Here is an 11,777-nt window from a genome sequence, read left to right as displayed (position 1 = left end):
GCGAGGCGAAGCTCCTCTGGGCAACTGCTCCACAACTGCGCATCAGCTAGGGGGCGGCGCTTCGCGGTCCACGAGCGGTCCCCATGTGGTCCCCGACATCCATGGTGTCAACAGCCGCGCCAGGTCAAGGGCATCGTAAAGAAGCCGCCCGACCTGGGCTTTCACCCAAGTTGAGCGGCTTCTGTGTCCGTCGGGCTGACAGGATTCGAACCTGCGACCCCTTGACCCCCAGTCAAGTGCGCTACCAAACTGCGCCACAGCCCGGACCCGCACTTCTCAGTGCGTGTGAGTACTCTAGCGCGCCCTCGAAACGGCTCTGTAACCAGGGTGCCTTGCCCGCCTGACCTGCGGAAACCCAAACATCCAGGGCAAAGCAGAGGCAGGCGGGCAAGGGTCAGGTCACGCTGGGTTGTTCGCGTGGGTCAGGGTCTGCCACGCCACGAACAACGCGTTCGTGCCCGCCGGGCGCTTGCTCTCCGTCAGCGTCTGCGTGTTGGCCATTGCGATGCCCAGGCGGCCGTGGAGTGCGTTGAAGCCCACCTCCGTCACCGGGCCCAGGCCTCGCTTCACGCTGCCGCCGCAGAGCCAGGATGGGACCGCCGTGCCCAGTTCGTACTTCGACTGGAAGCCCAAAGCCTGGCGCAGGCGCTCGCCGACGTCCGTTCCGTAGACGTCCTGGCCCTGGATGCGCAGGGTCTCCGCCACGTCCGCGATCGCCGCTATGCCGTAGCCCGTGTGGACGAAGTCGCGGCATGTCTCCTGTGTGAGGCCGTCCACGAACGTGCCCTGGCCCTGCCAGTAGCCCACGATCTGGTCGCGTGTGGACAGGCCGCTGCCCGGGACCGTCTTCGGCAGGGCGCCGTCCGAGGTGAGGTAGACGTACGCCGCGACGCGGTTGCGGTAACGCGTTACCGCCTTGTCGTAGTTCGTCTTGTCCTCCAGGAAGACCGAGATGCCCACCGCGGCCTCCATCATGGACAGTTCCCAGTTGCCGTTGCTGTTGCTGCCGTTGATGATTTTGTTCAGGTAGACGTTGCGCAGCATCGTGCCGAAACGACCCGAGTTCGGCCAGCTCGTGTACGTGTACTTGATGATCTCCGCCGCGCGGGGCCACGACGAGCCCGCCCAGCCCGTCTGCAGGGGTGCGTTGCTGTTGGTGTGGTTGGTGATCGTCGCCGACCACGCGTCCATCAGGGCGATCGCCTTCTGCGCGTAGCGGGCGTCGCCCGAGATGTACCAGATCAGCGCGTCCGTGTACGCCGCGATCGCGTCTTCCCGCTCATCGGTGCAGCCGAGGTTCGGGTCCGAGTACGGGCCGCATTCGACGACCGAACGCGGTTTCGGCGTGCGCGAAAGTGATGCGTACGTGCTCGCTTTGGCTTGGTCGTAAGCGGCTTTCCACGGCTGGGCGCCGGCGTTCACCTGCGCCTTCACGAAGTCCAGCTGCGGACGGCTGACCAGCACACCCGGGTGGGTGAACGTGGCCGGCGCCGCGGGTGCCGGGGTGGCGATCAGGCCCAGTGCGAGCGGGACGGCGGCGGCGAGCGTGACGACTTTCCTCCAGCGGGATGCGGACATGGCTCTCCTCGGGACGACGATGTGAGGTGGATCACCAGCGCGCTGTCCCGACAGTTTTATGGTCCAGACCACCGTCAGTCAAGAGCGGGCAATGCCTTTCTTCGTGTCGTGAAGGAAAGAAAGAGCGAAATGTTCAGCCCGCTGAACGGAAGGCGATTTCCGTTCAGCGGGCTGAATAGCCGTTCCGTTAACCGAGACCCGCGCTCACCGCGTTCATCAGCGCCCCGGTGTCACCCGACATCTCCCACGCCATCACGCCGAGCAGGCCGCGCGACTTGAGCCAGGTGGTCTTCAGCCCGATCGACCACGCGTCGTCGAACGTCCACCACTGGCCGCCGTTGCCCGTGTAGCAGGACGTCGCGACGGCCGCTGTGTCGTGGTAGACCGTGCACCCGGGGACGCTCGCGAGGAGGTTCGAGTACCCGCGCGTGCCGGCCTCCTCGGGGAACTGCCCCGGCGCCGCGCCGGTCGCCGACTGCCACTCGCCGTTCTTCCCGCCCGCGGCGACGCCCTGCCAGCCGCGGCCGTAGAAGGCCAGCCCGAGCGTCAGCCGCCGTGGATCGACGCCCGCGTTCGTGTACGCGTTGATCGCCGCCTCGGCGCTGAAGTGGAAGTTGTACGGGTCGTCCGCGTCGGCGTACAGGTTGCCCTGGTGGCCGGTGCGGTTCGGCTCCCACGAGTTGTCGCTGCCCGACCCGTGGAAGTCGTACCCCTGCACGTTCGCGACGTCGAGGTAGCTGAAGATCTTCGACAGGTCCCACCCGGCCGTGACCTTGGCCGGGTCCGCCGGGGTGAAGGCCTGCAGCTGGTACCGCTTGCCGGTGGTCGCGCCGTACGCGTCGAGCTGCGTGCGGAACTCGGCCATCAGCGCGGTCAGGTTGTTCTTGTCGTTCGGGCTCCAGTGGTTGCCGGGGTGGCCGTCGGCGCTGGCGGGCCACTCCCAGTCGATGTCGATGCCGTCGAAGAGCCCGGCCGCGGTGCCCGGGCCGCCGGCCCCGCCGTAGGACGCCAGGTTGCCCTTGATCCAGGTGTTGACGCACGACGAGACGAACTTCTTGCGCGACGCGTCGGTGGCCGCGACGTCGGAGAAGTACTTCGAGTACGTCCAGCCGCCCAGGGAGACCAGCACCTTCAGGTTCGGGTGCTTCGCCTTGAGCTTCTTGAGCTGGTTGAAGTTGCCGCGCAACGCTTCCCAGCCCGTGTCGGCCACGCCGTCGACCGACTGGGCCGCCGCGAACGGCCGTGAGTAGTCGGCCTCGGCGTCACCGGCGCCGTCGCCCTGGCTCGGGTCCTGCGGGTTCGCCGTGGTGCCCTTCGTGACGCCGGAGAGGCAGGTCAGGTTCACCGGGTCGATGTTCTCGAACGCGTACAGCAGGTGCGTCAGCTTCGCGGCCGCGCCGGTCGTCTCGAGGTTCTTGACGAAGTACTGGCGCCCGTAGATGCCCCACTGCACGAAGTAGCCGACCTTCGCGTAGCCCGAGACGATGTCGCCGGTCTTCGCGGTGACGGCGGCACTCGGCGCCGACACGTTGTCGTAGCCGTCCCGGGCGCGCACCGTGAACGTGTACGAAGTGGACGGTGACAGGCCGGTGACGACGGCGGCGGTCGTGGTGACCGTCGTCGCCAGGGTGCTCCCGCGGTAGACGTCGTAGCTGACGACGCCGGTGTTGTCGGTGGACGCGGTCCACGTGAGCGACACCGAAGCCGCGTCGGCCGACGTCGACCGCAGACCGCCGGGCACCGTGGGTGCCTGCGTGTCGTTGGCCGGGTTGTTGGTCGTGACGGCCAGCGCCGCACTCGCCGGCGACGCCGTGCCCTTGGCGTCCTTGGCCTTCACGGTGAACGAGTACGCCGTGTTCGGCGTCAGCCCGCTGATCGTGGCGCTGGTGCCGGTGACGGACGTGGCGAGCGTCCCGTCCCGGTAGACGTCGTAGCCGGTGACCGGCAGGGAGCCGGCCGTCGACGCGTTCCAGGCCAGCGCGGCCGTGGTCGTCGTCTTCGCGACCAGCCGCAGGTTCGCGGGCGCGCCGGGTGGCGTGTCCGGTGACCCGTCGCAGTTGGCGTTGTCGACGCGGCACTGAGTCGGGGTCGCGGCCGCGCTGAGCCGGAACGTCGGGTTGTACGGGTAGGTGCTGCGGCCCGGCGCCAGCGTCGCGATGTAGTACGCCGGGGTCAGCGTGACCTGGGTGCCGTTCTGCGTCACCGTGGCGTTGTCGCCGGTGCCGGCGGTGACGCCGGCGGGCAGCGTGAAGGTGATCGCCCAGTTGCTGACCGAGGCGGTTCCGGCGTTGGTGACGGCGTAGGTGCCGGTCGTGCCGCTCAGGGCGAGTGAGGCGGTCAGCGAACCGGCCGCGGCGGCGGGCGGGGCCAGCGCCGCGACGCCGCCTGCTGCTATCAGCAGTGCGGCGAGCGCGGAGCGTAGTCGTGCGGGCGTGCGTCTCATGGCGGTTCTCCAAGCGACACGAAGCAGACGAATATGGTGGTCTAGACCAAATTCGAATGTAGCCCGGAGCGGGACGATCCGCGCACGCCCGAACGGCGGAAACCGTTGTCCGAACGGACTGTTAACGTCCGGAGAACGTCGCCTTGCCCGGGCCGTCCGCGAGGAACGACTTCACGGCGCCCCGGAGGTCCTCGGTCTCGAACAGCGCCGCCGCGATCGTCGTGATGTGCGCGTTGGCCTCCGGGACGCCGCCGGCGGAGAAGTGGTCCAGCACGCGCTTGGTCGCCGCGTGGGCGCGGGTCGGGCCGTCCGCCAGCCGCTGGGCGAACGCGCGGGCCGCGGCGTCGAAGCCCTCGTCCGGCAAGACGCGGTTGACGACGTTCCAGCGCTCCATCGTCGCCGCGTCGTAGGTGTCGCCGGTCATCACGAACTCCTTGGCGCGCCCGACGCCCGCCCGCGCGGCGAGCCGCTGGGTGCCGCCCATGGTCGGCGTCAGCCCGACGACCTTCTCGACCAGCCCGAACTTCGCGCGCGAGGCGGCCAGGATGAGGTCGCAGGCCACCGCGACCTCGAACGCCCAGGTCAGGCACAGGCCGTGGGCGGCGAACACGGTGGGGAAGGGCAGCGCGGCGATCCGGTCCGGCACCGCGAGCATCTCGTCGAACAGCACCTTCGCCTCGGCGGGCGAGCCCTGGGCGTCGAACAGCGAGACGTCCACGCCGCCGCTGACGATCTTGCCCTCGGCGCGGATCAGGAGCGCTCGGGCGGGGGTGTCCTCCAGCGAGCCGATGGCGGCGGCGAGGTCGGCCTGCAGGGAAGCCGTGTAGAGGTTCAACGGCGGCGCGTCGACGGTCAGGACGGCGAGCCCGCCGTCACGGTCGAGGCGGACCTGGTCAGTCATGCTCACCCTGCTTCTTCGGCTTCGACGATGTCGTCCCAATACTGCTGGGCGTCGGGGCGCCAGTCGACGTGTATGTGATGGAACAGCTCCCCGGCTTTCGTCCCGCTCCACTTCGCCGGCAGGAGCTCGGCGGGCAGCTGCGGGTCGAGGAACGGGAACCGCCGCCACTCGTGGACGAGCTCGGTCTGCGCCCGCAGCACCGCGCGGCCGCCGGTCGGGTTCAGGCCGGTGAAGCGGTCGATGAAGTCCTCGTAGCGGTCCTTCAGCTCGGTGAGGTCCCACGATCGGGCGACCATCGTCTCCTGCTCGCCGACCTCGCCGTAGGTCGACGTGAACGACATGGCCTGCGCTTCGAGGCCCAGGTCGGTGACGATCTGCTGGGCCTCGCGCTGGCGGCTCAGGTCCGGGCTGACCCAGACGCCGGCGACCGGTGAGCCGAAGCCCGCCCAGGTCAGGCGCGTGCGCAGCCGGTGGCGCAGGTCGCGCTTGGCCTCCGGCACGGACACGATCAGCATCAGCCACTGGCCGTTCCACGGGCGGGCCTCGCGGCCGAACGCGTAGATCCGGTCGGCGCCCTCGGTCAGCAGCCGGCGCCCCGGCGGCGTCAGCGACCACCGCACCCGGCGGCCGACGCGCTCGGAGACGACCCAGCCCTCGGCGGCGGAGCGGGCCAGCGCCTGCCGCGCCGACTTCTCCTCGATGTCGAGGATCCCGAGGACCTCGACCAGCATCGACGTCCAGACCGGCTTGTCGCGGGGGAGCGCGTACTCGCCGAGCACGGTCATCAGGAGCGAACGCGCGCTCGCGTGGCTCACCTCGCGACGGCGGCTGACCGTCGGCCGTGGCGCCGACGCGCGGCCTTCCCTCGCCTTCGGCCTTCGGCCGAGGGTGACCGGGGAAGCGGGCTCGCCCATTCTGTGTTCACCGACCTCACTGCTGCGGGGTATCGACAACCGAACAGGTTACCCACACTGAGTGATCAAAGCGCCACCGGACACACACAGGCGGTGTCATTGACCTTGATCTGACAGTTCACCACGTGCCCGTAGACTCGGCTACCTCATGAGCGCAACTCTCGTCGCGAAGGACCTGGCCGCGGGCCACGGCGATCGCCTCCTCTTCTCCGGTCTGGACCTGGTCGTCGCGCCCGGCGACGTCGTCGGCCTGGTCGGCGTCAACGGCGCCGGCAAGTCGACGCTGCTGCGGACCCTGGCCGGCCTGGCCCGCCCGGACGACGGCGAGGTGCGGCTGAACCCGCCGACCGCCACCGTCGGGCACCTGCCGCAGGAGCCCGAACGCCGCGAAGGCGAGTCGGTGCGGGCGTTCCTGGCGCGCCGCACCGGCGTCTCGGCGGCGCAGGCGGACCTCGACGTGGCCACCGAGGCGCTCACCGCGGGCGAGGACGGCTCGGACGACCTGTACGCGACCGCGCTCGACCGGTGGCTCGCCCTCGGCGGCGCCGACCTCGACGACCGTGCCGCGGAGGTGGCCGCCGACCTCGGGCTGGCCATCGACCTGGACCAGCTGATGACGTCGCTCTCCGGTGGCCAGGCCGCGCGCGCCGGGCTGGCGTCGCTGCTGCTGAGCCGCTACGACGTCTTCCTGCTCGACGAGCCGACCAACGACCTCGACCTGGACGGCCTCGCCCGGCTGGAGCGGTTCGTCACCGGCCTGCGCTCGGCCACGGTGCTGGTCAGCCACGACCGCGAGTTCCTGGCCCGCACGGTCGACCGCGTCGTCGAGCTGGACCTGGCGCAGCAGCAGGTCAACACCTACGGCGGCGGGTACGACGCCTACCTGGAGGAGCGCGAGGTCGCGCGGCGGCACGCCCGCGAGGACTACGACGAGTTCGCCGGCACGAAGGCCGCGCTCGAGGCCCGCGGGCGGATGCAGCGGGGCTGGATGGAGAAGGGCGTCAAGAACGCCCGCCGGAAGGCACCCGACAACGACAAGATCGGCCGCAAGTTCCGCAGCGAGGCCACCGAGAAGCAGGCGTCGAAGGCGCGGCAGACCGAGCGGATGATCGAGCGCCTGGACGTCGTCGACGAGCCGCGCAAGGAGTGGGAGCTGCGGATGGAGATCGCCGCGGCCCCGCGGGCGGGCGCGGTGGTCGCGACCCTGCGCGGCGCGGTCGTCCGCCGCGGCGGGTTCACGCTCGGGCCGGTCGACCTGCAGGTGGACTGGGCGGACAAGGTCGCCATCACCGGCGCGAACGGCGCCGGGAAGTCGACGCTGCTGGCGCTGATGCTCGGCCGGCTGTCCCCGGACGAAGGCGATGCGGCGCTCGGCTCGGGCGTCGTGGTCGGCGAGGTCGACCAGGCGCGCAAGCTGTTCCTCGGCGACGGCCCGCTCGCGGACGCCTTCGCGCGTGAAGTGCCGGAGCTGCCCGACGCCGACGTCCGGACGTTGCTGGCGAAGTTCGGGCTCAAGGCCGCGCACGTGCTGCGGTCCGCCGCGACGCTGTCGCCGGGGGAGCGCACCCGCGCGGCGCTGGCGCTGCTGCAGGCCCGCGGCGTCAACCTGCTGGTGCTCGACGAGCCGACCAACCACCTGGACCTGCCCGCGATCGAGCAGCTCGAGGCGGCCCTGGACCGCTACCCGGGCACGCTGCTGCTGGTGACGCACGACCGCCGGATGCTCGACGCCGTGCACGTCACCCGCCGCTTCGAGGTGACCGGCGGCAAGGTCCGCGAGCTGTGAACCTCCGCGAGGCGACTCGCGACGACGGCGACTTTCTGGCGGACATGCTCGTGGCGGCCGTCAACTGGTCGCCGGAGGGGAAGAAGAAGAGCCGCCGCCGGGTGTTGCTGGCCCCCGACACCGCGCACTACGTCGCCGGGTGGCCGCGGCCGGACGACCTGGGCGTGGTCGCCGAGGCGGACGGCGAACGCGTCGGCGCGGCGTGGCTGCGGTTCTTCACGGCCGACGACCCGGGGTACGGGTTCGTCGCCGCCGACGCCCCGGAGTTGTCGATCGGCGTGGTGGCCGCCTGGCGCGGCCGGGGTGTCGGCCGTGCGCTCCTGCGGGCCGCCGCGGACCGGGCCCGCGCGGCGGGTGTCGAGCGGATCAGCCTCAGCGTCGAGCGGAAGAACTTCGCCCGGCGGCTGTACCTCGCGGAGGGCTACGAAGTCGTGGGAGCGGGTTCCGCGAACGCCGACACCATGGTCAAGATCCTCGGCTGATCCAGTACCGACAGCCGATGTAACGGTGCCCAGTACGCCGCCGACCTACCACCCGTTCGGCGAGCGAGCGGATGGGCGGAGACATGGCGGTCAATCGGGGCGGCGTTTCGGACACCGAGTCCCTGTGGCATATATCGGGCAAGCTCGGCCCCCTTTCGATCGGCGTGGGGATCCCTTACCGGCCAGGGCTGATCGCCGACATCATCCGGGCCGAGATCGCGGACCCGCTGACCTTGCTGCTGCAGAAGGTGCTCCACACGACCGACTTCGTCGGCGGTACACCGTCGTCGGTGCCTCGCCGGGACCGGCTGCCCAAAGTGCTGGACGTCGACCAGCTCCGGGCCCGGCTCGGTCCGTCGTCCCGGCCGCCGCGGCACCCCGAACCGGTGCGCGTCACCGGCGTGTTCTCGCCCGCCGTGCTGCTCAACGCCGGCTGGTGGGAACGCGCCAGGGGCGGCTCGGATCCGGTGCACGGCAACGGAATCCAGCAGTGGACCTACGCGGGGTTCGAGGAGTGGGCGCCGTCGTGGGACTTCACGAGCGAGGACGGGCCGGACCGGTCCCGGTTCTTCCTGGGCCAGCTCGGCCGGGGCGACGAGGCGAACTCGATCCTCGTGGCCGCGGTCGGCGAGAAGGGCCGGGCCATCCGCAGCGGGATCATGCCGATGTTCCGGGAACGCGGGGTCGGCGCGCTCAAGGCCGAGGTCACCGCGCTGCTCTGCCACCGGTCCCACCTGATGACGCGCAACCCGGCGCTGGGCGCCGCGGCCGAGCGGTGGCAGGGCGAGTTCGACTACTGCCTGCTGCTGGATTCCGAGCAGCACCGGCTCGACCCGCTGCTCGAGATCCCGGACTACTACTCCGCCTACGTCTGGCAGTGCTGGTGGGCCACCGACGACGCCCCGGAGGACCAGCCGCCACGGCTGGGCGACTGCTACCTGCTGTGGGAGCACACGGACCTGACCAACGTCGACGCGATCGGGTACAACCTCGACAGCCTGGCGCACAAGGCCGCGTACGTCAGCGAGCGCCACGGCAAGCTCGAACTGCTGCAGAAGTCCGGCTTCCTCGTTCCCGGGGAACCGGCGCTCGGCTCGCGGGACTTCCAGCGGCTGCTCGGCACGATCAGCGGAGACAGCCGGCAGTGATCACCTTCCGCGAGCTCACCGGCGCCCCGGACGACCTCTCCGTGCTGGGCGGGTTCCACGGGACCCTTTACGTCAGCCTGTTCCCCGATCCGGACGAACGCGAGTCGCTGGAGAACATGGCCGGCTACCTGCGGCTGAAGGGACACGGCTGGTACGGCGAGAACAACTACCACATCGTCCTCGCCTTCGACGGCGAGCTGCTGGCCGGCGCGGTGATCGCGGACTACCTGGCCGAACCCGCCACGGGGGTGATCGAGTACCTGCTCGTTTCGCCCGACGTGCGCGGCCGGGGCGTCGGCCGGGCCCTGATGGACCACATCGAAGCGGTCCTGGCCGCCGACGCCGCCGGCGGCGGGCGCGAACTCGCCGGCGTAGTGGCCGAGATGAACGATCCCCGGGCGGTGTCGGCACTCGCCGACAACCTCGACCCGGTCGCGCGGGCGCTGATCTGGCACCGGTACGGCTACGCCGGCCTCGACTTCCCTTACCGGCAGCCCGCTCTGTCGCCGGGGCAAGCTCCGGTGACCGGGCTGATCCTGATCTGCAAACCGCTGTCGGCGGCCTGGCGGGATCGCGTCCCGGCCGCCGCGATCACCCTCGTCGTCCGGGAATACCTGCGGCTGGCCATGCGGATCGACCGTCCCGAGGACTCGCCCGAGTACCGGCGCATGGCCGCGCACCTGAGCGCGCGGGACGACGTCGGCCGGCTGCCCCTGGACCGCTACACCGGTCGCGAGGCCGCCCGGCCGCTCGACGTCCACGCGGTGACCGGCCCGGACGACCGGGACTTCGCCGGCACCCTGGCGGTCTACCGCGGTGCGTTCCCGCCCGGCCCCACCGCCGTCGGCGAGGACGAGTTCCGGCACGCGGTCGCCGAGCCGGGCTACCACCTGTGGGCGTTGCGCGCGGCCCCGGCCGACCCGGAGCCGTCGGGGATGGCGTCGTTCCACACGCTGACCGCGGCCGCGCTGCTGGGCTACGTCACGTTCGCGGTCCCCCTCCGCGGTTCGGGCCGGTTCCCGGCGCTCGTCGCCCGGCTCGAACAGCGGCTGCTCGCCGACCGGCCCGAGATCCGCGGCTGGTACGCCGAACTCGGCCCCGGCACCGACTGTGCCCCGTTCCTCCGCGTCGGCTGCCGCGAACTGGCCGTCGACTACCGGCAGCCCGCCCTCGGCCCGGGCGAGGACGTGCCGTGCCGCCTGTTCTTCAAGCCCCCCGGCCGGATCTACGGGCCACCGGAGTTGTCCGGGCCCGACCTGCTGACCGACCTGGCCGAGGTGCTGGCGGCCGTGTACGGCGTGGCCACGCCACGGGAACACCCCGTTCACCGCCGGATCGCCGGGACGCTGACCGACGGCGTTGTGCCGCTGCGCTAGTCCTTTGTCGCGCCGCCGGTCGCTGTCGGCGAATCCAGCCTCCGCGGTCTGCCACGGCCCTCGTGAGTGTTTAGGGCGGTTCTAACCGCCCTAAACACTCACGACCAGCCGCGGCAGACCGCTCACCGGCGCTTCGCCACGAATTCGCCAACAGCACCACTCGGCGTCTCAGGGCCGGTCGGTCAGGTACCCGCCCATGGTCGTGAAGTAGTCGGCCGCCGGGAGTTCCGTGCCGTCCGCTGTGCGGACTCGTTCCACCAGCAGGCCGGGGGACTGGCCGCGGCGGGCTTCCGGGCCGGCCACGATCACCACGCCGTCGGCCTCCTTGATGAAGATGCGGCCCGGCGTGCCGCCGTAGTGGCCCTGCGAGACCGACGCCTTCGTGATGCGCAGCTCCTGGCCGCGGTGGTAGGCGAACGCGTTCGGGTACGGGTCGGACTGGGCGCGCACCAGGCGTTCGATGTCCTCGACCGGCCACGTCCAGTCGATGAGGCTGTCGCGCGCGGCGCGCTTGTGGAAAAAGCTCGCCTTCGACCGGTCCTGCGGCACCGGCGTGTAGCCGGTCTCGATGAGCTGGATCGCCTCGGCCGTGATCGGCGCGATGAGGTCGACCGTGCGGTGGAACAGGTCCGTCGTCGTGTCGGCCGGGCCGACCGGGATCGCGCGCTGCAGGACGATGTCGCCTGCGTCCAGCTCGCCGTCCATCATGTGGGCGGTGACGCCGACCTCGGGCTCGCCGTTGACCAGCGCCCAGATCAGCGGGGAGAACCCGGCGTAGGACGGCAGCAGCGAGTCGTGGATGTTGAGGGTCCCGTGGCGCGGCAGGTCGAAGATCTCCGGCGGCAGCCACGTGCGCCAGTTGTTCGCCACGATCAGGTCGAGCTCGGCCGTCTTCAGCTCGGCCAGCAGCTCGTCGTCGTCCGGGCGGTTGCGCAGCAGGACGCGGATGCCGTTCGCCTCGGCGAGATCGGCGACGGAGTCGGCCCAGATCCGCTCGTACGCGTGGTCGCTCTTCGGGTGGGTGACCACCAGCGCGACCTCGTGGCCCGCGTCGATGAGCGCTTGGAGGGTCCGGTGCCCCCAGGTCTGGTAGCCGAACATCGCCACGCGCATTCGAGAATGCCTTTCCGTAGTCGGGGGACGAACATC

Annotated in this window: 9 protein-coding genes and 1 tRNA gene; 4 read left to right on the top strand and 6 right to left on the bottom strand. The window is 70.8% G+C overall.

Annotation, left to right across the window (positions count from 1 at the left end):
• Window positions 1-190 precede the first annotated feature (190 nt).
• The 5 genes from OG439_RS14245 to OG439_RS14225 all read right to left on the bottom strand — a co-directional run bounded on the left by OG439_RS14245 (window position 191) and on the right by OG439_RS14225 (window position 5,836).
• Window positions 191-264, bottom strand: a tRNA-Pro gene (locus OG439_RS14245).
• A gap of 135 nt (window positions 265-399) precedes the next feature.
• Window positions 400-1,578 (bottom strand): alginate lyase family protein, encoded by a 1,179-nt coding sequence (locus OG439_RS14240; protein WP_326949828.1) that lies wholly within the window; start codon window positions 1,576-1,578, stop codon window positions 400-402.
• A gap of 187 nt (window positions 1,579-1,765) precedes the next feature.
• On the bottom strand, window positions 1,766-4,021 hold the full coding sequence (locus OG439_RS14235) for a glycosyl hydrolase family 18 protein (protein ID WP_326949827.1): 2,256 nt from the start codon (window positions 4,019-4,021) through the stop codon (window positions 1,766-1,768).
• A 121-nt stretch (window positions 4,022-4,142) separates the two neighbouring features.
• The gene (locus OG439_RS14230) at window positions 4,143-4,922 is read right to left on the bottom strand and encodes an enoyl-CoA hydratase/isomerase family protein (RefSeq protein ID WP_326949826.1); all 780 of its coding nucleotides are present in this window, start codon (window positions 4,920-4,922) and stop codon (window positions 4,143-4,145) included.
• A 2-nt stretch (window positions 4,923-4,924) separates the two neighbouring features.
• Window positions 4,925-5,836 carry a PaaX family transcriptional regulator gene (locus OG439_RS14225; RefSeq protein ID WP_256474818.1) on the bottom strand — a complete coding sequence of 304 codons (912 nt, stop codon included), beginning with the start codon at window positions 5,834-5,836 and terminating at the stop codon, window positions 4,925-4,927.
• 148 nt (window positions 5,837-5,984) lie between these two features.
• On the opposite strand from OG439_RS14225, the gene OG439_RS14220 reads away from it, so the two are divergent.
• The 4 genes from OG439_RS14220 to OG439_RS14205 all read left to right on the top strand — a co-directional run bounded on the left by OG439_RS14220 (window position 5,985) and on the right by OG439_RS14205 (window position 10,628).
• Window positions 5,985-7,622, top strand: a complete 1,638-nt coding sequence (locus OG439_RS14220) for an ABC-F family ATP-binding cassette domain-containing protein (RefSeq protein WP_326949825.1) — start codon at window positions 5,985-5,987, stop codon at window positions 7,620-7,622.
• Window positions 7,619-8,104 (top strand): GNAT family N-acetyltransferase, encoded by a 486-nt coding sequence (locus OG439_RS14215; protein ID WP_326949824.1) that lies wholly within the window; start codon window positions 7,619-7,621, stop codon window positions 8,102-8,104. The genes OG439_RS14220 and OG439_RS14215 overlap by 4 nt, the downstream gene beginning before the upstream one ends.
• Before the next feature lie 164 nt (window positions 8,105-8,268).
• On the top strand, window positions 8,269-9,252 hold the full coding sequence (locus OG439_RS14210; protein WP_326949823.1) for a hypothetical protein: 984 nt from the start codon (window positions 8,269-8,271) through the stop codon (window positions 9,250-9,252).
• Window positions 9,249-10,628, top strand: coding sequence for a GNAT family N-acetyltransferase (locus OG439_RS14205; RefSeq protein WP_326949822.1), 1,380 nt, complete (start codon window positions 9,249-9,251; stop codon window positions 10,626-10,628). The genes OG439_RS14210 and OG439_RS14205 overlap by 4 nt, the downstream gene beginning before the upstream one ends.
• Before the next feature lie 168 nt (window positions 10,629-10,796).
• Here the strand turns inward: OG439_RS14205 and OG439_RS14200 are convergent, their stop codons facing one another.
• Window positions 10,797-11,741, bottom strand: a complete 945-nt coding sequence (locus OG439_RS14200) for a methionyl-tRNA formyltransferase (protein ID WP_326949821.1) — start codon at window positions 11,739-11,741, stop codon at window positions 10,797-10,799.
• Window positions 11,742-11,777: the final 36 nt, after the last annotated feature.

Source organism: Amycolatopsis sp. NBC_01307 (assembly GCF_035975215.1).
Classification (GTDB): domain Bacteria; phylum Actinomycetota; class Actinomycetes; order Mycobacteriales; family Pseudonocardiaceae; genus Amycolatopsis.
Note: the sequence above shows the minus strand (reverse complement) of the source record. Positions and strands in the feature narration are given on the sequence as shown.

What these genes read in the sequence shown, in the direction of transcription:
- OG439_RS14235 (WP_326949827.1), bottom strand. Translation starts at nt 4,021, where the DNA reads ATGAGACGCACGCCCGCACGACTACGCTCCGCGCTCGCCGCACTGCTG.
- OG439_RS14230 (WP_326949826.1), bottom strand. Translation starts at nt 4,922, where the DNA reads ATGACTGACCAGGTCCGCCTCGACCGTGACGGCGGGCTCGCCGTCCTG.
- OG439_RS14220 (WP_326949825.1), top strand. Translation starts at nt 5,985, where the DNA reads ATGAGCGCAACTCTCGTCGCGAAGGACCTGGCCGCGGGCCACGGCGAT.
- OG439_RS14240 (WP_326949828.1), bottom strand. Translation starts at nt 1,578, where the DNA reads ATGTCCGCATCCCGCTGGAGGAAAGTCGTCACGCTCGCCGCCGCCGTC.
- OG439_RS14225 (WP_256474818.1), bottom strand. Translation starts at nt 5,836, where the DNA reads ATGGGCGAGCCCGCTTCCCCGGTCACCCTCGGCCGAAGGCCGAAGGCG.
- OG439_RS14200 (WP_326949821.1), bottom strand. Translation starts at nt 11,741, where the DNA reads ATGCGCGTGGCGATGTTCGGCTACCAGACCTGGGGGCACCGGACCCTC.